General features: G+C 64.8%; 22 protein-coding genes. 14 read left to right on the forward strand and 8 right to left on the reverse strand.

Features of this window, described 5'->3' with window-relative positions; genetic code table 11:
• Nucleotide 1 precedes the first annotated feature (1 nt).
• A complete protein-coding gene (locus AC1DSC_RS02790; RefSeq protein ID WP_028256148.1) occupies nucleotides 2–997 on the forward strand; it encodes a sigma-70 family RNA polymerase sigma factor in 996 nt (331 codons plus the stop codon).
• 54 nt (nucleotides 998–1,051) lie between these two features.
• A complete protein-coding gene (rlmD, locus tag AC1DSC_RS02795; RefSeq protein ID WP_018903011.1) occupies nucleotides 1,052–2,500 on the forward strand; it encodes a 23S rRNA (uracil(1939)-C(5))-methyltransferase RlmD in 1,449 nt (482 codons plus the stop codon).
• Nucleotides 2,501–2,559: 59 nt separating this feature from the next.
• Here rlmD and AC1DSC_RS02800 read toward each other — a convergent pair whose 3' ends face one another.
• Nucleotides 2,560–3,261: a Bax inhibitor-1/YccA family protein gene (locus AC1DSC_RS02800; RefSeq protein WP_436298290.1), complete on the reverse strand. Its 702-nt coding sequence runs from the start codon at nucleotides 3,259–3,261 to the stop codon at nucleotides 2,560–2,562.
• A gap of 165 nt (nucleotides 3,262–3,426) precedes the next feature.
• On the opposite strand from AC1DSC_RS02800, the gene AC1DSC_RS02805 reads away from it, so the two are divergent.
• Nucleotides 3,427–3,834 (forward strand): GlcG/HbpS family heme-binding protein, encoded by a 408-nt coding sequence (locus tag AC1DSC_RS02805; RefSeq protein ID WP_012746944.1) that lies wholly within the window; start codon nucleotides 3,427–3,429, stop codon nucleotides 3,832–3,834.
• Nucleotides 3,835–4,009: 175 nt separating this feature from the next.
• Here AC1DSC_RS02805 and hemP read toward each other — a convergent pair whose 3' ends face one another.
• The 5 genes from hemP to AC1DSC_RS02830 all read right to left on the reverse strand — a co-directional run bounded on the left by hemP (nucleotide 4,010) and on the right by AC1DSC_RS02830 (nucleotide 6,559).
• Nucleotides 4,010–4,222, reverse strand: a complete 213-nt coding sequence (gene hemP / locus AC1DSC_RS02810; RefSeq protein ID WP_018903010.1) for a hemin uptake protein HemP — start codon at nucleotides 4,220–4,222, stop codon at nucleotides 4,010–4,012.
• 94 nt (nucleotides 4,223–4,316) lie between these two features.
• Complete coding sequence (locus tag AC1DSC_RS02815) at nucleotides 4,317–4,730, reverse strand: ExbD/TolR family protein (protein WP_436298291.1); 414 nt, start codon at nucleotides 4,728–4,730, stop codon at nucleotides 4,317–4,319.
• A gap of 4 nt (nucleotides 4,731–4,734) precedes the next feature.
• Entirely contained in the window at nucleotides 4,735–5,451 is a 717-nt protein-coding gene (locus tag AC1DSC_RS02820; RefSeq protein ID WP_012746947.1) for a MotA/TolQ/ExbB proton channel family protein, read from the reverse strand.
• A gap of 22 nt (nucleotides 5,452–5,473) precedes the next feature.
• A complete protein-coding gene (locus AC1DSC_RS02825; RefSeq protein WP_027730042.1) occupies nucleotides 5,474–6,178 on the reverse strand; it encodes an energy transducer TonB in 705 nt (234 codons plus the stop codon).
• Nucleotides 6,179–6,286: 108 nt separating this feature from the next.
• Complete coding sequence (locus AC1DSC_RS02830) at nucleotides 6,287–6,559, reverse strand: (2Fe-2S)-binding protein (RefSeq protein WP_018903007.1); 273 nt, start codon at nucleotides 6,557–6,559, stop codon at nucleotides 6,287–6,289.
• 305 nt (nucleotides 6,560–6,864) lie between these two features.
• Between AC1DSC_RS02830 and AC1DSC_RS02835 the strand changes: the two genes are divergently transcribed.
• From AC1DSC_RS02835 to AC1DSC_RS02850, 4 genes are read left to right on the forward strand one after another with little or no spacing between them, the layout of a single operon-like run.
• Nucleotides 6,865–9,129 (forward strand): TonB-dependent receptor, encoded by a 2,265-nt coding sequence (locus AC1DSC_RS02835; RefSeq protein ID WP_436298292.1) that lies wholly within the window; start codon nucleotides 6,865–6,867, stop codon nucleotides 9,127–9,129.
• A 19-nt stretch (nucleotides 9,130–9,148) separates the two neighbouring features.
• Nucleotides 9,149–9,835, forward strand: a complete 687-nt coding sequence (locus AC1DSC_RS02840) for a Fe2+-dependent dioxygenase (protein ID WP_018903005.1) — start codon at nucleotides 9,149–9,151, stop codon at nucleotides 9,833–9,835.
• A 37-nt stretch (nucleotides 9,836–9,872) separates the two neighbouring features.
• On the forward strand, nucleotides 9,873–10,175 hold the full coding sequence (locus AC1DSC_RS02845; protein WP_478131772.1) for a PepSY domain-containing protein: 303 nt from the start codon (nucleotides 9,873–9,875) through the stop codon (nucleotides 10,173–10,175).
• Nucleotides 10,176–10,186: 11 nt separating this feature from the next.
• Entirely contained in the window at nucleotides 10,187–10,741 is a 555-nt protein-coding gene (locus AC1DSC_RS02850; RefSeq protein ID WP_012746952.1) for a cytochrome b/b6 domain-containing protein, read from the forward strand.
• A gap of 27 nt (nucleotides 10,742–10,768) precedes the next feature.
• Here the strand turns inward: AC1DSC_RS02850 and bfr are convergent, their stop codons facing one another.
• A complete protein-coding gene (gene bfr, locus AC1DSC_RS02855; RefSeq protein ID WP_012746953.1) occupies nucleotides 10,769–11,245 on the reverse strand; it encodes a bacterioferritin in 477 nt (158 codons plus the stop codon).
• A 262-nt stretch (nucleotides 11,246–11,507) separates the two neighbouring features.
• Here bfr and ahpC point away from each other — a divergent pair, with 262 nt between their 5' ends.
• Together ahpC and ahpF are read left to right on the forward strand one after the other, a co-directional pair.
• Nucleotides 11,508–12,071, forward strand: coding sequence for an alkyl hydroperoxide reductase subunit C (gene ahpC, locus AC1DSC_RS02860; protein ID WP_007830764.1), 564 nt, complete (start codon nucleotides 11,508–11,510; stop codon nucleotides 12,069–12,071).
• Between the two features lie 90 nt (nucleotides 12,072–12,161).
• Nucleotides 12,162–13,733 (forward strand): alkyl hydroperoxide reductase subunit F, encoded by a 1,572-nt coding sequence (gene ahpF, locus AC1DSC_RS02865; RefSeq protein WP_012746954.1) that lies wholly within the window; start codon nucleotides 12,162–12,164, stop codon nucleotides 13,731–13,733.
• Here the strand turns inward: ahpF and ppsR are convergent.
• The gene (ppsR, locus tag AC1DSC_RS02870; RefSeq protein WP_012746955.1) at nucleotides 13,727–14,548 is read right to left on the reverse strand and encodes a posphoenolpyruvate synthetase regulatory kinase/phosphorylase PpsR; all 822 of its coding nucleotides are present in this window, start codon (nucleotides 14,546–14,548) and stop codon (nucleotides 13,727–13,729) included. The genes ahpF and ppsR overlap by 7 nt on opposite strands.
• A 190-nt stretch (nucleotides 14,549–14,738) precedes the next feature.
• On the opposite strand from ppsR, the gene ppsA reads away from it, so the two are divergent.
• The 5 genes from ppsA to rpsR all read left to right on the forward strand — a co-directional run bounded on the left by ppsA (nucleotide 14,739) and on the right by rpsR (nucleotide 18,962).
• Nucleotides 14,739–17,132 (forward strand): phosphoenolpyruvate synthase, encoded by a 2,394-nt coding sequence (gene ppsA, locus AC1DSC_RS02875; protein ID WP_018903001.1) that lies wholly within the window; start codon nucleotides 14,739–14,741, stop codon nucleotides 17,130–17,132.
• A 196-nt stretch (nucleotides 17,133–17,328) separates the two neighbouring features.
• Nucleotides 17,329–17,847 (forward strand): hypothetical protein, encoded by a 519-nt coding sequence (locus AC1DSC_RS02880; protein WP_012746957.1) that lies wholly within the window; start codon nucleotides 17,329–17,331, stop codon nucleotides 17,845–17,847.
• A gap of 115 nt (nucleotides 17,848–17,962) precedes the next feature.
• Complete coding sequence (rpsF, locus tag AC1DSC_RS02885) at nucleotides 17,963–18,337, forward strand: 30S ribosomal protein S6 (protein ID WP_012746958.1); 375 nt, start codon at nucleotides 17,963–17,965, stop codon at nucleotides 18,335–18,337.
• Between the two features lie 4 nt (nucleotides 18,338–18,341).
• Entirely contained in the window at nucleotides 18,342–18,659 is a 318-nt protein-coding gene (gene priB / locus AC1DSC_RS02890) for a primosomal replication protein N (RefSeq protein WP_230537706.1), read from the forward strand.
• 21 nt (nucleotides 18,660–18,680) lie between these two features.
• Nucleotides 18,681–18,962, forward strand: a complete 282-nt coding sequence (gene rpsR, locus AC1DSC_RS02895) for a 30S ribosomal protein S18 (RefSeq protein ID WP_007830781.1) — start codon at nucleotides 18,681–18,683, stop codon at nucleotides 18,960–18,962.
• Nucleotides 18,963–18,968: the final 6 nt, after the last annotated feature.

The following is an 18,968-nucleotide window of genomic DNA, read 5'->3' on the forward strand; positions in this document are numbered from 1 at the left end:
CATGGCCGCTTCCAGCCCCCGTCGCGCACTGCCCGTGCGTCGGCCGGTGGGCCGGGGCAGGGCCGTAGAGAGCGGCTCGCAGGGCTCGCCTGCGGCACCTGCTGCAGACCTGATTGCCGCAACAACCGATTTGCCCGGCGGCGAGGGCGCCGATGCCCTGACGATCTACCTGCGCCAGGTGCGGCGTACCGAACTGTTCACGCCCGAAGAGGAATACCAGGCCGCATGCGCCGCGCGCGCCGGCGACTTTGCCGCGCGGCAATCGATGATCGAGCACAACCTGAGGCTGGTTGTGAACATCGCCAAGGCCTATCTGGGCCGGGGCGTACCGCTTTCCGATCTCATCGAGGAAGGCAATCTCGGCCTGATGCACGCCATCACCAAGTTCGAGCCCGAGCGGGGCTTTCGTTTTTCCACCTATGCAACCTGGTGGATCCGCCAGTCGGTCGAGCGCGCCGTACTGACCCAGGCGCGTGCGATCCGCCTGCCGGTGCATGTGGTGCGCGAGCTGCAGCAGGTGCTGCGGGCCCGCCGCACGCTCGAAGGCGATGCCGAGTTCCTGGCGCATCGGCCCGACGGCGTGCGCGTGGAGGACGTCGCCGCATTTCTGGGACTGGAGGTGCAGGCGGTCGCGGAACTGCTGGCGCTGGCCGAGGCGCCGCGCTCGCTGGATGCCGGCGACGCGCACGGAGACGAAGGCTTCACCCTGGCCGACACCGTGGCGTCGGAGGACGAGCAGAGCGACCCGACCGACGTCACGCACACCCACGAGGTCGCGCGCCTGCTCGATCAATGGGTCCACGCACTGGATGCTCGCGAGCGCGAGGTGCTGGAGGGCCGCTACGGCCTGCACGACCGCGAGCCCGAGACGCTCGAGGTGCTGAGCGTGCGCCTCGGGCTCACGCGCGAGCGCGTAAGGCAGATCCAGAACGAGGCGCTGGCCAAGATGCGGCGCCAGCTGATCCGCTCGGGCGTGGGGCGCGACGCCTTGTTCTAGCGGCGGCTTGCCGCGGCTGCGGAGGGGCAGGGCCGGCGCTGAGACAATCGGGGGATGACGGAATCCATCGAAGAAAAGAAAGTCCCCGCGAAAACCCCGGCCACCGCAGCGGGCGAATGGCTCAAGGTCGAGTCGCTCGACCTCGACGCCCAAGGCGTGGCGCACAACGCCGAAGGCATGGTCGTGTTCATCGAAGGGGCCCTGCCTTTCGAGGAAGTGCAGTTCAACGTTCATCGCCGCAAGAACAACTGGGAGCAGGGCACGGTCACGGCCATCCGGCGCGAATCGTCGCAGCGGGTGCGGCCCGGCTGCCCGCATTTCGGCTTGCACACCGGTGCCTGCGGCGGCTGCAAGATGCAGCACCTGGACGAGGCGGCGCAGGTTGCGGTGAAGCAGCGCGCCCTCGAGGACAACCTGTGGCACCTCGGCAAGGTGCGGCCCGACAACGTGCTGCGGCCGCTGGAAGGGCCGGCCTGGCACTACCGCTACCGCGCCCGGCTCTCGGTGCGCCATGTGGTCAAGAAGGGCACGGTGCTGATCGGCTTCCACGAGCGCAAGAGCCGGTACCTCGCCGACATGCAGGTATGCCCTGTGCTGCCCAAGCAGGTCAGCGACATGCTGATGCCGTTGCGCGCATTGATCGGCTCGCTGGACGCCCGCGAGACCTGCCCGCAGATCGAGCTCGCCTGCGGCGATGCGCCCGGCACCACCTCGCTCGGCACGATCGCCTTGGTGCTGAGGCACCTGGAGCCGCTCTCCAATGCGGACATCGGCCGCCTGAAGGCTTTTGCGGCGCAGAACGCCGGCGTCCAGTGGTGGCTGCAGGCCAAGGGGCCGGACACCGTGAAGCTGCTCGAAGAAGGCGGCATGCCGCTGTCCTACGAGCTGCCCCAGTTCGGTGTGACGATGCCGTTCAAGCCCACCGATTTCACGCAGGTCAATCCCCACATCAACCGCGCCCTCGTAGGAAAGGCGCTGCGCCTGCTCGACGTGCAGCCGCACGAGCGCGTGATCGACTGGTTCTGCGGCCTGGGCAACTTCACCCTGCCGCTGGCCAGCCGTGCGCGCGAGGTCCTGGGCATCGAGGGCAGCGACACCCTGGTCGCGCGCGCAAGCGACAACTTCAGCAAGAACCAGCCCGCCACCTCCGCCAGGCGGGCGCTGTCGGCGACGCGGTTCGTGGCCCGCAACCTCTTCGAAATGACCCCCGCCATGCTGGTGGCCGATGGCAGCGCCGACAAGTGGCTGGTCGACCCGCCGCGCGAAGGCGCCTTCGCGCTGGCCAAGGCCATGGCCGACCTGCACCTGCAGCCCGAGCTTCGAACCGATGGCTGGACACCGCCCAAGCGCATCGTCTACGTGAGCTGCAACCCGTCCACCCTGGCGCGGGACGCCGGCCTGCTGGTGCACCAGGCCGGCTACCGCTGCACGTTCGCGGGGGTGATCAACATGTTCCCGCACACGGCGCACGTCGAGTCGATTGCGGTGTTCGACCTGGCATGAAAAAAGGCCCCTCGGGGCCCTTTTTCATTGGCGCACACGACGCCTTGTTCGCTGTTCGCTCAGTCGCGTTCGCCGCCGGCGATGCCCAGCAGGGCCAGCAGGCTCTGGAACACGTTGAACAGGTCAAGGTAGAGCGCGAGCGTGGCGCTGATGTAGTTGGTTTCGCCGCCATCCATGATCTGCTTCAGGTCATAGAGCATGAAGGCCGAGAAGATGCCGATGGCCGCCACCGAGATGGCCATCATGCCGGCGCTCGAGCCGACGAAGACGTTGATGATGACACCCACCATCAGCACCATGGCGCCGACGAAGAGCCACTTGCCCATGCCGGACAGGTCGCGCTTGATCACCGTGGCCAGCGATGCCATCACGAAGAAAACGCCGGCGGTGCCGCCGAACGCCGTCATGATGAGCTCGGAACCGTTCTTGAAACCCAGCACCATCGCGATCAGCCGCGACAGCATCAGGCCCATGAAGAAGGTGAAGCCCAGCAGCACCGACACGCCGGCGGCCGAGTTCTTGGTTTTCTCGATGGCGAACATGAAGCCGAAGGCGCCGCCGAGGAAAACCATGAGGCCCAGGCCGCCCGTGAGCGAGCTCGTGATGCCGGTGGCAACGCCGATCCAGGCGCCCAGCACGGTGGGCAGCATGCTCAGCGCCAGCAGCCAGTAGGTATTGCGCAGGACGCGTTGGCGCTCAGCCTGCGGCAGCGCCTGGCCGTAGCCGGCGGAAGTGTCGAGGGTGGTAACGCGGTCGTTCATGGCCGTAGCTCCTTTGGTTGCTGCAATCACGCAGTTGGGCGCATTCTAGGGGGCTGCAAGAGGGGGGCGGCACAAAGACCGTATGGACGATGGTCCTAAGCGCAAGGGTGCCCAGGGCACTGTTGGCCGTTATGCTGTCGGGTTTTACGCAACCTGATTCTCACCATGAAGACCAAGTCCTTCCTCGAACTCGCCGATGTCAAGGCCATTGCCGCCGCTGCCGAAGCCGAGGCCCTCAAGAACAACTGGGCCGTGACCATCGCCATCTCCGACGATGCCGGCAACCTGCTGTGGCTCCAGCGCCTGGATGGCGCCGCGGCACTGTCGTCCCACATCGCGCCCGCCAAGGCGCACACCGCAGCCATGGGCCGCCGCGAGAGCAAGGTCTACGAAGACATCATCAACGGCGGCCGCAGCGCGTTCCTCACGGCGCCCGCGGTTCAGGGCCTGCTCGAGGGCGGCGTGCCCATCGTGAAGGACGGCCAGGTGATCGGCGCCGTCGGCGTGAGCGGCGTGAAGTCGAACGAGGACGCCCAGATTGCCAAGGCAGGCATTGCAGCCCTCGGTCTTTGAGCTTTCGATAGCGCCAAAGCAAAACGCCGACTTCGAGTCGGCGTTTTTGTTGGATATCCAGCGTGAAAAAAAGCTTGGCTAGTCGGCGAACCGTTGGCTAGCAAAAAACGACCCTCGGAGATGAATCTCCTCAAGTCGCCCCACGATGAAACTTGCGCGAAGGGCGGGCTGAGTCTTACTTGGTAAGAATCAGCTTGCCGAGTTTGGTGGCCTGTAGCCTGTAGAGGGAACCGTTGTGCATGATGCCCACGGTCTTGCTTCCTTTCAGAAGCTCCGTGCTTTCGACCATGGGCGCCGGGCGCGGTGCCTGGATGGACGCATGTCCGCCACCCGATTGGTCGAGCGAAGGATGGCTCAGAACAGAAAAGGCGTTCGGTTTGGCTTGCATCTGAAATTCCCTTATCGAAGCGATGAGTGAATGATAATGATTCGCAATAAAAAGTCAATCGCCGCGATCAACTTTTTTAAAGCCGGTCAGTGACTTATTTCGCGTCGGGCTCGGTAACGAAGCCGATCTTGCGCACGCCGGCTTCCCGCGCCTTCGACATCGCCTTGGCCACGCGCTCGTAGCGCACTTCCTTGTCGCCGCGGATGTGCAGCTCGGGCTGCGGATCCTTGGCGGCCTCGGCGGCGAGGCGGGCGGGCACTTCGGCGTCGTCGATCTTCTGCTCGTTCCAGTAGTAGCTGCCGTCGGCCGTGATGCTGAACAGGATGTTCTGCGGCTTGGGCTGCTCGGGTTCGCTGGTGGCGCGGGGCAGGTCGATGTTGACTGCGTGCTTCATCACCGGCACCGTGATGATGAAGATGATCAGCAGCACCAGCATGACGTCGACCAGCGGCGTCATGTTGATCTCGTTCATCACCTCATCGGGCTCGTCCTGGGTTCCGAAAGCCATGATCTCAGCCCTTCTTGAGCGGAACCACGATGGCGTCGCCGCCGCCGCTTTGCACGCGCGCACCCGTCACGAAGTAGGCGTGCAGGTCATGGGCAAAGCTGTTGAGCTTGGTGAGAACAAACTTGTTGCCGCGCACCAGCGCGTTGTAGCCCAGCACCGCCGGAATGGCCACCGCAAGGCCCAGCGCCGTCATGATCAGTGCTTCGCCGATCGGGCCCGCCACCTTGTCGATGGTGGCCTGGCCGGCCGTACTGATGCTCATGAGCGCGTGGTAGATGCCCCAGACGGTGCCGAACAGGCCGATGAACGGTGCCGTCGAACCGACCGACGCCAGGATGGCGAGGCCCGTCTGAAGGCGCGCGGTGAACGCATCGATGCCGTTGCGCAGCGCGCGCGTGATCCAGTCGCTGACATCCAGTGCATCGTGAAGGTGGGCCTTGGTGTTGCGGTGGTGCGCGGCCGCTTCGCGGCCTTCGAGTGCCAGGGCGCGGAACGGGTTGCTGTCGTCCTTGCCGAGCTTGTTGAGCGCGGTGGCGAAGTCTTCGCTATGCCAGAAGTCCTGCGAATGCTTGGCAAGGCGCTTGTATTTGATGACGTCGAGCGCCTTGATGATGATCACGATCCACGACGCAAGCGACATGCCGATCAGCAGCAGCGCGACGGCCTTGGTGACGAAATCGCCCTGGTTCCAGACGTTCATCAAGCCGAATTGGGAATCCATACGAAGTTGCTCCAGAGAAAGATTAGTTCAGTTTGAATGAGAAGGGAGCCCGCAGCAGGTAGGTGGTCTGTGCGTTGCCTCCTGTTTGCCTGAAGGGCGTGACCTGGGCGGTGCGGGCGGCGCTGAGCGCCGCTTCGTCGAGCCGCTCGAATCCGCTGGACTTGAAGAGCTCGACGCGCTTGGCAAAGCCTTCGCTGTCGAAATAGATCGAGACCACAGTGGTGCCCGACTCGCCCAGGCGCCTGCTCATGCTGGGATACACGAGCTTGGGTTCGCGGACGTAGCGCGTCTGCCCTTCCGAGATTTCGATCGTCCGTGGTGCAGGCGGCGCCGGCGGCGGAGCGGGGGGCGCGGGCGGCGTGGGAGCGGGAGCTTCCGCAACGGGCGCGGGCGGCGGAGGCTCGGGCACGCCGACCGGCGCGCTGGGCGCGGGTGTGGGCTTCGGCTCGCGGATGGCCACCGGCCGCGGCGGCGGCTTGACCGCTTCGGGCTTGCGCTGCGGAGGCGGCGGCGGTGGAGGAGGAGGCGGCGGTTCGGCCGGCTTGGGCGGCTCGACGAACTGGCTCAGGATTTCAACGGGGATCACCACTTCGGCAGCGCGGCGCAGCAGGCCGCTTTGCAGCGCCCACAGCGCGGCTGCATGAAACAGGATCACGCCCCCGGCAATGAGTGCATTGCGCGAGAGGCCCAGTACGGAGGGGGGAGGGGCAAAGCGGTCAGACACGATCAACCAATTCGAATGCGGGCACCCACGGAGCGTGCCTCGATTGCAGCAAAACCGCTACGACTACTGTTTACTTACGAAAGATCCACCAGACCGAGCCTGCAACGAGGATCAGGCTGCCGCCGAGTGCCGAGAAGAGTTCCATGCCTTGCTTTCCGAGATGGAGGTGGCAAGCTGGATCGCACTCGTTCCCGATTCGCGGTTCAACGCGGCGACCGGGTGGGAGGCGCTGCACTGCGCGACGATATCGCGCGCACAGCCTTCACACTGGCCACACTGGGTGGCCACGCCAAGTTCGAATTGGACTTCGTCGAAAGTCATGCCCGCCCGCACGTGACGTGCGATTTCGCGGTCGGAGACTCGGCGGCAGACGCAAACGATCATGGTGGTGAAAGCGGCAGTGGCTGGCTGGTTAGGGTTCGGCCGATTATAAATACGAATCCCTCGCATTTTCAATAACTATCCCTCAAAGAAGTCTTCGGTATTCGTTGGGAAAAAGTAGCATTTTCGCAACACGAGAATCTAAGTGCGAATGATTCAGACTACCTTCGCCCTACACTCCAGCCAAATTTCGGCAAGCCACCACCGGTGAAGCACCGGCCCAGCCAGCCATTCAAACCAGCCGTTTGGCTTTTCGGGAGGTTCTCTTGTCCAATGCTGCCCGTCGGCGCGCTCGTGCGCCGCATCCCATGTCTTGCACGCCTGCGGCGACCGGCGTGCCGCGCGAAGCAGCGATGCTGCCTTTCGGCGCATTGATGCTGGCCGCCTCTGTCAGCAGTTGGGCGCAGACGCCTGAAGCCCCGGTGCAGGGCGGCACGCTTGGAACCGTGACGGTGACCGAGCAGGCCGAAGTCCAGGGCAAGGACCAGGTCCAGACCAGGAAAACCAACATCGGCAAGGGAACGCAGGACATCCGCGACATTCCGCAATCGATCAACGTCATCACCGAAAAGCTGATCGACGACGTCAAGCTCGACACGCTGAAGGACGCCTTGCACTATTCGGCGGGCATCACCTTTGCCGCGACCGAGAACGGCACCGACCAGGACATCCGGCTGCGCGGCTTCCCGATCGCCAGCACCGGCGACCTGATGATCGACGGCATGCGCGACCCCTCGCAGTACGACCGTGACACCTTCAACCTCGACCGCGTCGAAGTGATGCGCGGCTCGGCCTCCATGCTCTTCGGCCGCGGCTCCACGGGCGGCGTCGTGAACCAGGTGAGCAAGAGGCCGCTGCTGGCCGACCAGACCGACGTCGTGGGTACGCTGGGCAGTGGCGGCTACTTTCGCACCACCGCCGATTTCAACGTGCGCACCGGCGAGACCTCGGCACTGCGCATCAACGCGATGTACAACAAGGCCGACAACGGCGGCGCGAAGATCGACAAGTACGGCATCGCACCCTCGTACAGCTGGGGCCTGGGGACCGCGGACGAATTCACCGTGGGCCTGTTCCACCTGAAGAACAACAACGTGCCGATGTCGGCCGTGCGCTACGTCAACGGCAGCCTGGCGCCGGTCAAGCCCGGCAACTTCTACGGCACCTCGGCGGACTTCGTCGACGGCGAGGCGAACTACGTGCACGGCGCATGGAAGCACAGGTTCGCCAACGGCGGCGAACTGCGCACCCAGTTGCGCAGCGGCGTGTTCGAGCGGGCGCAATGGAGCACGGCGGTGGGCGCCTGCGGCGCGCTTCCCACGGCGGCTGGAACCTGCCCGGCCGGCACCCGGGCGGTCATGGCGCTCGATCCGTCGACATTCCTCACGCGCAGCAGCCTCACGCCGCGCAAGGACCGCTACAAGGGCACCTACGCGCAGAGCGACTACAGCCTGGCCTTCGATGCGCTCGGCGTGAAGCATGAGCTGCTGGCCGGCATCGATGCCTCGAAGGAGGAGGCCGTTCGCTTCCAGAACAACGGCAGCACGCTCGGCATCCGTCCGCCCACGCGCGTCGGTACGCCCGACGACGGAGCTGGCCTGGTCGGCACCGGCCTGTCGCCGCAATGGCGCAATTCGAGCAACTACGACGCGAAGGCCTACGGCCTCTACGTGCAGGACCTGGTCCAGGTCGCGCCGCACTGGAAGGTGCTCGGCGGCATTCGCTACGACAGCTTCAAGGGTGACTTCGAGCAGCTGAACTACCGCACTGGCGCAGTGAGCAGCACGCCGCTGAGCGTCACCAGCACGCATTTGTCGAACTCGCCGTGGAGCTACCGCGGCGGCGTGATGTACCAGCCCTCCGATTCCCAGTCGTACTACGTGTCGTACGGCACCTCGTTCAACACCTCGGCCGACACCTACCAGTACGTCACGCCGCAGAACGCCAACACGCCGCCCGAGAAGAGCCGCAACCTCGAAGTGGGTGCCAAGCTCGACTGGCTGGACGGCGCGCTCTCCACGCGCGGCGCGATTTTCCGCACCGAGAAGTACAACGAGCGCACCACCGATGCCGACTTTGCCGGCTCGGCCTACACGCTCTCGGGCAAGCGGCACACCGCAGGCGTCGAACTCGACGTGGTCGGCCGCCTGGGCCGGCAGTGGGAGGTCTACGCTTCGTACACCTGGATGCCGGTCGCCAAGATCGACCAGGCCGGCAGCGCGGCTGCGGCGCAGGCCTCGGTCGGCCAGCGCGTGGGTCTCACGCCCAAGCAGTCGGGTGCGGTCTGGGTCAGCTACCAGGCAACGCCGAAGCTGCGCGTCGCACTGGGCGCGCATGGCGCGACCGAGAACCGGCCGCTGACGGGCACCACCGGCGCCGCGTCGGCGACCGCCCGCGTGCCGGGCTATGTCGTGGCCGATGCAATGCTCGAATACAAGTTCACGCCGGACGTGTACGCGCAGATCAACATCAACAACCTCAGCAACAAGGCCTACGGCGATCAGCTGTATCCGGGCTTTGCCATCCTGGGCGCCAAGCGCCAGGTGCTCGGCACGGTCGGCGTGCGCTTCTGATCGGACTATCCTCGGGACCATGCTGCTGCACATCAAACAGGTGCTCACCTCCGAGGAGCTGCGCGAGGCCCGGGGGATCCTCGCCGACGCCCCCTGGGGCGACGGCCGGATCACCGCCGGCAGCCAGTCGGCGCATGCGAAGAACAACGAACAGTTGAGGGAAGACTGCGAAGAAACCCGCGCGCTGCAGCAACTGCTGCTGCGCGGCCTGGAGCGGCACCAGCTTTTCTTCTCGGCCGCGCTGCCCAAGCAGATTTCGCCGCCGCTGTTCAACCGCTACGGCGGTGCGTCCAACAGCTTCGGCAACCATGTGGACAGTGCCGTCCGTTTCCTGCGCGACGGCTCGGGCCGGGTGCGCACCGACATCTCGTGCACCCTGTTCCTGGCCGAGCCCGACGAATACGACGGCGGCGAACTCGTGATCGAGGACACCTTCGGCGTGCAGCGCGTCAAGCTGCCGGCCGGAGACATGGTGCTGTATCCAGGCACCAGTGTTCACCGGGTGCTGCCGGTGACGCGGGGCTACCGCACCGCGAGCTATTTCTGGATCCAGAGCATGGTGCGCAGCGACGAGCAGCGCCGCCTGCTGTTCGAGATGGACAACCACCTGCGCCATCTTCGCAGCCAATATGGCGAGACCGATTCCGGCGTGATCGGCCTCACGAGCACGTACCACAACCTGCTGCGCATGTGGCTCGACGTCTGAGCCGCGGCGCGGCGCCTGCAACGCCAGGAGATCATTCATGAACAAGTCGCTTCTTTTCACCGTCGCCGCCGCCGCCACCGCGGTCCTCTGGGCTGCGCCGGCCTCCGCCCAGTTCGTCGATCACGACGCGGTCAAGTGTGCGCCGGTTCCCAAGGCGGAGATGCGCCCGCAGATGGAGCTGCAACGCAAGCTGACCAGCGAAGGCTGGAAGGTTCGCCAGGTCAAGGACTTCAATGGCTGCTACGAGGTCTACGGCTTCGACGAGAAGGGCCAGCGCGCCGAGGCCTTCTTCGATCCCAAGACCTTCGAGAAGGTCGGGCAGGTGAAGCAGCCGTCCTGAGGAGGCGCGCGGTGCGTGCGGTTCCCGGACGTCCGCCGGTGCAGGTCTGGGGGCTTTGGCTGCGCGCAATGCACTGGGCCCTGGTCGCGGCCATTGCCGTGGCATGGTTCAGCGGCGAGGCATTGCTGCGGCTGCATGAACTGGCGGGCTACGCAGCGCTGGCCCTGATCGCCGGCCGCTGCATCGGGGGCTGGTGGGGCGGGCGCCATGCGAGGTTCCGGCAGTTCGTCCGGTCTCCCGCGCAGGTGCGGCGCTACGCGGCCGAGGTGCTGGCCCGGCGCGAAAGGCGCTATCTGGGCCACAACCCGCTGGGCGGCTGGATGGCCGTCGCCCTGCTTGCCACGGTGGCGGCGGTGGGCGTGACGGGCTGGATGTACTCGCTCGACATGTTCTGGGGATTGGCCTGGGTGGAATGGCTCCACCGCAGCCTGGCCTGGACGCTGGTGGCACTGATTGCCCTGCATCTGGCCGGTGTTGCCTTCACGAGCTGGCGGCACCGGGAAAACCTGGCGGCCGCCATGCTCAGCGGGCACAAGCGCCCGCCGGAGCCGGGCGACGTCGATTGAGAACTACGTCGCTGCGGCCTTGCCGGATCAGCTGATCTCGCCCATCTGCGATTGCAGATAGTTCTGCACGCCGACCTTGTCGATCAGGTCGATCTGGGTTTCGAGGAAGTCGATGTGTTCTTCCGTGTCGTCCAGGATCTCCTGCAGCAGGTCGCGCGAAACGTAGTCGCGCACCGTCTCGCAGTAGGCGATGCCGTCCTTGATGGTGGCTTGCGCACCGGTTTCGGCGCCCAGGTCGCAGCTCAGCAGTTCGGGCACGTCCTCGCCGATGTTCAGCTTGCCCAGGTCCTGCAGGTTCGGCAGGCCGTCGAGCATGAAGATGCGGTCCATCAGCTTGTCGGCGTGCTTCATTTCGCCGATCGATTCCTCGTATTCCTTCTTGGCCAGCTTGTCCAGGCCCCAGTGCTTGAGCATGCGGTAGTGCAGGAAGTACTGGTTGATGGCAGTGAGCTCGTTCTTGAGCTGCGCCTGCAGATGTTCGATGACCTTGGGGTCGCCCTTCATGTTCTTTTCCTTGTTCTGAAAGCACCGATTGTGAGAGGGGCTGGCGAGCCCTTGCAAGCAATCCCATGCTGCACCGGTCTGCATGCGTGTGATGGTGATACACGTTCGTATTGCGGCCTGCCGAACAACAGCGCGGAGCCGATCGCAAACATAGCAAGCTCCAATACTTTCAATAGCCCATAACTATTGAAAATATGAGATTGGTAGTTATACTCATGGCTCGCACTTATTTTTGTCCACCCGCAGCATCCAAGGAATCACCATGTCCCTGATCAACACCCAAGTCCAACCCTTCAAGACCCAGGCCTACCTCAACGGCAAGTTCATCGATGTGTCCGACGAGACGCTCAAGGGCAAATGGTCCGTGCTGATCTTCATGCCCGCAGCCTTCACCTTCAACTGCCCGACCGAAGTCGAAGACGCGGCCGACAACTACCCCGAGTTCCAGAAGCTGGGTGCCGAGGTCTACATCGTGACCACCGACACGCACTTCTCGCACAAGGTCTGGCACGACACGTCGCCGGCCGTCGGCAAGGCCAAGTTCCCCCTGGTGGGCGACCCCACCCACACGCTGACCAACGCTTTCGGCGTGCACATCCCCGAAGAAGGCCTGGCACTGCGCGGCACCTTCGTGATCAATCCGGAAGGCATCATCAAGACCGCCGAAGTGCACTCCAACGAAATCGCCCGCGACGTCAAGGAAACCCTGCGCAAGCTGAAGGCAGCGGTCTACACCGCCGCCCATCCGAACGAAGTCTGCCCGGCCAAGTGGAACGAAGGCGACAAGACCATCGCGCCGTCGTTCGACCTCGTCGGCAAGATCTAAGCGCCCCCGCGCGAAAGCCCGGGCGCTCACGCGGCCCCGGGCTTTTTTGTCCCCAGTTGATAGTTTTCAGTTATCGAAAGAGAGTCCGTCATGCTCGACGCCAGCACCAAAGCCCAATTGAAGAGTTACCTCGAACGCGCCACGCAGCCGATCGAGATCGTCGCCTCGCTCGACGACAGCAAGGCCTCGGGCGAAATGCTGTCGCTGCTGAAGGACGTCGCCGAAGCGTCGCCGCTGGTCAAGCTGACCGAAAGCCGCGACGACAACCATCGCAAGCCCTCTTTCTCGGTCAATCGCCCGAGCGAGAACCACGGCCCGCGTTTTGCCGGCCTGCCGATGGGCCATGAATTCACCTCGCTGATCCTTGCACTGCTGCAGATCGGCGGCTATCCCCCGAAGGTCGAGCAGGCGGTGCTCGACCAGATCCGCGCGCTCGACGGCGACTTCGAGTTCGAGATCTACGTTTCGCTCACCTGCCACAACTGCCCCGATGTGGTCCAGGCCCTGAACCTGATGGCCATCCAGAACCCGCGCATCCGCACCACCATGATCGAGGGCGGCACCTTCCAGGAAGAGGTCAAGGAACGCCAGGTGATGGCCGTGCCCACCGTGTTCCTGAACGGCACCGAGTTCGGCCAGGGCCGCATGAGCCTGGAAGAGATCCTCGCGAAGATCGACACCAGCGGTGTCGAGCGCGAAGCGAAGAAGATCGCCGCCAAGGACCCGTTCGACGTGCTGATCGTCGGCGGCGGCCCGGCCGGCGCGGCGGCGGCCGTGTATGCGGCGCGCAAGGGCATCCGCACGGGCGTGGCATCGGAGCGCTTCGGCGGCCAGGTGCTCGACACGCTGGGCATCGAGAACTTCATCTCGATCAAGGAAACCGAAGGACCGAAGTTCGCCCATGCGCTCGAAGAGCATGTGCGCGACTACGACGTCGACATCATGAACCTGCAGCGCGCCAAGGCGCTGGTTCCGGGCAAGGACCTGATCGAGGTGCAGCTCGAGAGCGGCGCTTCGCTCAAGAGCAAATCGATCATCATCTCGACCGGCGCGCGCTGGCGCAACATCAACGTGCCCGGCGAGCACGAGTTCAAGAACAAGGGCGTGGCCTACTGCCCGCACTGCGACGGCCCGCTGTTCAAGGGCAAGCGCGTGGCGGTGATCGGCGGCGGCAATTCGGGCGTCGAAGCGGCCATCGACCTGGCCGGCATCGTCGGCCATGTCACGCTGATCGAGTTCGACACGCAGCTGCGCGCCGACGCCGTGCTGCAGCGCAAGCTCAAGAGCCTGAAGAACGTCGACGTGTTCACCAACGCGCAGACCACCGAGATCACCGGCGACCAGAAGGTCAACGGCCTGGTCTACAAGGACCGCGCGACGGGCGAGCTGAAGAAGGTCGAACTCGAAGGCGTGTTCATCCAGATCGGCCTGGTGCCCAACACCGACTGGCTCAAGGGCGTGGTCGAGCTGACCAAGCACGGCGAGATCGTGGTCGACGCCAGGGGCCAGACCTCGGTACCGGGCGTGTTTGCCGCGGGCGACGTGACGACCGTGCCGTTCAAGCAGATCATCATCGCGGCCGGCGACGGGGCGAAGGCCGCGCTCGGCGCCTTCGATCACCTGATCCGGACCTCGGCCCCGGCTGAGCAGGCGGCTCAGTAAACCAGCCGCTCCGGCTTCAGCTCCTGCAGGATGGTGGTGGCGATCTCCTCGATCGACTTGGTGGTCGTGGAGAGCCACCGGATGCCGGCGCGGCGCATCATGGCCTCGGCTTCGCTCACCTCGTTGCGGCAGTTCTCGAGGCTGGCGTAGCGCGAATCCGGCCGGCGCTCGTTGCGGATCTGGCTCAGGCGCTCGGGCTGGATGGTGAGGCCGAAGATCTTCTTGCGGTGCGGCATCAGCGCCGGCGGCAATTGCTTGCGCTCGAAGTCTTCCGGAATCAGCGGATAGTTGGCCGCCTTCAGGCCGTGCTGCATTGCCAGGTAGAGCGAAGTCGGCGTCTTGCCGCTGCGGCTCACGCCCACCAGGATCACGTCGGCGCCTTCGAGGTCCCGGTTGCTCTGGCCGTCGTCGTGGGCCAGGCTGAAATCGATGGCCGCAATGCGGGCGTCGTATTCCTTGCTCTTGCTGACGTCGCTGAAGCGGCCGATGCGGTGGTTCGACTTCACCGCCAGCTCGATCTCCAGCGGCCGCACGAAGGTGCCGAACATGTCGAGCAGCATGCCCTTGCAGCCGGTTTCGATCACCTCCAGCACTTCCATGTTCGCGAGCGTCGTGAAGACGATGGGGCGCACACCTTCCAGTTCGGCCGTGTGGTTGATCTGCCGCACCGCCTGGTGCGCCTTGTCGACCGTGTCGGTGAACGGCAGCCGCACGTGGCGCGGCTTCATCTCGAATTGGGCCAGCACGGCGTTACCGAATGTTTCGGCGGTGATGCCGGTGCCGTCGGAAATGAAGAAAACGGTGCGTGTGTGCATGGTGTTGCTCTTGCGGCCTTGTCCTGCGGCGCGTGCAATCTCGCCACGCCTACAATCCGGGCCATTATCGGGAATCCGCCTTCCCACCCCCAATTCTTTCCATGCACACCGCGCCCGCACCCAAAGCAACGACAACGATCGTGCCGCGCCGTCTGCATGCAGCACCGGTTTCAACTTCTGGAGCTTTCCCATGTCTGCACTTTTCGACGCGACCGCCCTGGTCGTACCGTTTGAAAACCTGAGGATGACCGACGTCGAGTCGGTCGGCGGCAAGAACGCCAGCCTCGGCGAAATGATCTCGCAATTGCCGCAGGGCGTGCGGGTGCCCACGGGCTTCGCGACCACGGCGCATGCGTTCCGCCAGTTCCTGGCCCACGACGGCCTGGCCGACAAGATCAGCAAGCGGCTCGCCGCCCTGGACACCGAAGACGTGCGGGCGCTGGCCGTGGCCGGCGCCGAGATCCGCGCGATGGTCGAGGCCCAGCCCTTTCCGGCCGACCTGCAGAAAGCCATCACCGAGGCGTTCGCGAAGCTGAGCGAAGGCAACTCCGCCGCCTCGTTCGCCGTGCGCTCCTCGGCCACGGCCGAAGATCTGCCCGACGCCTCCTTCGCGGGCCAGCAGGAAACCTTCCTGAACGTGGTCGGCATCGGCGACGTGCTGCACAAGATGAAGGAAGTCTTTGCTTCCCTCTACAACGACCGCGCCATCAGCTACCGCGTGCACAAGGGCTTCGCGCACGACGTGGTGGCGCTCTCGGCGGGCGTGCAGCGCATGGTCCGCTCGGACCTCGGCGCGGCCGGCGTGATGTTCACCATCGACACCGAGTCGGGCTTCGAGGACGTGGTGTTCATCACCTCGAGCTACGGCCTCGGTGAAACGGTGGTGCAGGGCGCCGTGAACCCCGACGAGTTCTACGTTCACAAGCCCACGCTGCGCGCCGGCAAGAAGGCCGTGATCCGCCGCAACCTGGGCTCCAAGCTGATCCAGATGGAGTTCGCCACGCCCGAGGAGAAAAAGGCCACCGGCAAGCTGGTGAAGACCACCGACGTCAAGACCGAGCAGCGCAATCGCTATTCGCTGAGCGACGCCGACGTCGAGCAGCTCGCCAGGTACGCGCTCGTGATCGAAGAACACTATGGCCGCCCGATGGACATCGAGTGGGGCAAGGACGGCACCGACGGCCAGCTCTACATCCTGCAGGCGCGCCCTGAAACCGTGAAGAGCCAGCAGCAGGGCAAGGCCGAGCAGCGCTACAAGCTGCTGGGCAAGGGGGCGGTGCTCGCCGAAGGCCGTGCCATCGGCCAGAAGATCGGTACCGGCCCCGTGCGGCTCGTGCACAACATCAGCGAAATGGACAAGGTCCAGGCCGGCGACGTGCTCGTCACCGACATGACCGACCCCAACTGGGAGCCGGTGATGAAGCGCGCCGCCGCCATCGTCACCAACCGCGGCGGGCGCACCTGCCACGCGGCCATCATCGCGCGCGAGCTCGGCATTCCAGCCGTGGTCGGCTGCGGCGACGCCACCGACCTGCTGAAGGACGGCACGCTGGTGACCGTGAGCTGCGCCGAGGGCGACACCGGCTTCATCTACGACGGCCTGCTCGAAACCGAGGTGACCGAAGTGCAGCGCGGCGTGATGCCCGAGATCGACATCCAGCTGATGATGAACGTCGGCAACCCGCAGCTGGCCTTCGACTTCGCGCAGCTGCCGAACCACGGCGTGGGCCTGGCCCGCCTCGAGTTCATCATCAACAACAACATCGGCGTGCATCCGAAGGCGATCCTCGACTATCCGAACGTCGACAACGACCTGAAGAAGGCCGTTGAATCCGTGGCCCGCGGCCATGCCTCGCCGCGCGCCTTCTATGTCGACAAGGTGGCCGAAGGCATCGCGACCATCGCTGCGGCCTTCTGGCCCAAGAAGGTGATCGTCCGCCTGTCGGACTTCAAGTCGAACGAATACCGCAAGCTGATCGGCGGCAGCCGCTACGAGCCGGAAGAAGAAAACCCGATGCTCGGCTTCCGCGGCGCCGCGCGCTACCTGAGCAAGGATTTTGGCGAGGCCTTTGCCATGGAATGCGAGGCGCTCAAGCGCGTGCGCAACGACATGGGCCTCGTCAACGTGCAGATCATGGTGCCCTTCGTGCGCACGCTGGGCCAGGCCGAGCGCGTCACCACGCTGCTTGGCGAACATGGCCTCAAGCGCGGCGAGAACGAGCTCAAGCTGATCATGATGTGCGAGGTGCCGAGCAACGCCATCCTGCCGGAAGAGTTCCTGAAGTACTTCGACGGCTTCTCGATCGGCTCGAACGACCTGACCCAGCTCACGCTCGGCCTGGACCGCGATTCGGGGCTCGAACTGCTGGCCGCCGACTTCGACGAGCGCGACCCGGCCATCAAGGCGCTGCTGAGCCGCGTCATCAAGGCCTGCAAGGCCGAGGGCAAGTACGTCGGCATCTGCGGCCAGGGCCCCAGCGACCACCCGGACTTCGCGCTCTGGCTGGCGGAGCAGGGCATCGAGTCGATTTCGCTCAATCCGGACAGCGTCATCGACACCTGGCAGCAGCTCGCCAAGCGCTGACAGGGAGGAGGGCGGCGGACCTGCCCGCCGCACGGCAGGCCTGCGGGATTCCCATCGGGAAATTCCCGCTTTGCGGCCTGCCGGAATGAATCACAATGTGTTACTCGTGTCAGACTCGTGACATCCGGCGGCGAGTGGGTTCGCAAGGCGAACCGCTCGTTGCCGCACACGCCGGTATTTCGCGAAAGAAACCATCATGATTCTTGTCAAGACAGAAGCGGGACAGCAGGTTCTCAAGGATCGCTCGGTGCCGCTTTCGCCGCGCCAGCGCACCGCGTTCATCCTGTTCGACGGCAAGCGCTCGGTCGACGAGGTGCTTGCCTCCGGAACGGGCATCGGGCGAGAAGAAATCGACCAGATGGTCGAATTGGGGCTGCTCGGACCCGTGGCGGCAAGCAAGCCGGCTGCGCCGGCGCCAGCCAGGGCGCCCGTGTCCGAGGCGCCTGCTGCACCGGCAGCCGCAAGCAAGGCGCCGGCGGCGCCAAAACCGGCCGAACCTGCGCCACCGTCCGGGCGCAGCAGGCAGCAGCGCTACAAGGATGCCTATCCCATTGCCACCCAATTGACCGGCTCGCTCGGCCTGATGGGCTTCAGGCTCAACCTGCAGGTCGAAGGCACCACCAGCTACGAAGACCTGGTCGCCCTGGCGCCCAAGATCCGCGCCGCAGTGGGCGCAGAGAAGGCCGCGGCGCTGGACAGGGCCCTGAAAGACTGACGCTGGACACGCGTGGCCGCAAGCAGTGCTACAATAGCCGGCTTTGCCTTGCCACACTGCGCCCGACGCTGCAGGTGGCTTTTCCTCTTCCACGGAAGAATCCACAAGGAGTGCCATGCGTCACTACGAAATCATTTTGCTGATCCACCCGGATCAGAGCGAACAAGTTCCGGCCATGCTGGAGCGTTACAAGGGCCTCATCACGGCCGGCGGCGGCAAGGTCCACCGCGTTGAAGACTGGGGCCGCCGCCAGCTGGCCTACCAGATCAACAAGCTCAGCAAGGCGCACTACCTGTGCGTCAACATCGAAGCCGAGCAAACCGTGATGGGCGAACTGGAACACGCGTTCAAGTTCAACGATGCCGTGCTGCGCCACCTCACCGTCCAGAAGAAGAAGGCCGAAACCGGTCCTTCGTCGATGATGAAGACGGTCGAGCGCGAAGAAGCCCGCAAGGCTCAGCAGGCCGAATACGCCGCCAACAACAGCTGATGGCGTGACCGCTGCCGCTGCTGCGGCAACCGGAGTCAATCAGCTGGTGCTGACCGCCTCGGTTGCCGAACTCGGAGCCTTGCGATACACGCCGGCCGGCCTTCCCGCCATCGATCTGAAGCTCGAACACGAGTCGACGCTCCAGGAGGCAGGAAAAGCCAGGCAGGTGAAAACGGCCCTCAGGGCCGTTGCCTTCGGCGCCATCGCCGAACGGCTCGCAACGCAGTCGATGGGAAGTCTCTGGCGTTTTCAGGGTTTCCTCGCGACACCGGGCAATGGCAAGCATCCGGTCCTGCACATCCAGGATTTTCAGCAAGATTAATTTTCGACAAGAGGTCCCCAAATGGCCACGTTCAAGAAATTCAACAAAGACAAGCGCCCGAAGCGCAACACCCAGTCGCTGCTGTTCAAGCGCAAGCGCTTCTGCCGCTTCACCGTCGCTGGCGTCGAGGAAATCGACTACAAGGACATCGACACGCTGCGTGACTTCATCAGCGAAAACGGCAAGATCATCCCCGCCCGCCTGACCGGCACGCGCGCGATCTACCAGCGCCAGCTGAACACCGCCATCAAGCGCGCGCGCTTCCTGGCCATGGTGCCGTACAGCGACCAGCACCGCGTCTAAGAAGGA

It is taken from the genome of Variovorax sp. 01N425, assembly GCF_056399465.1.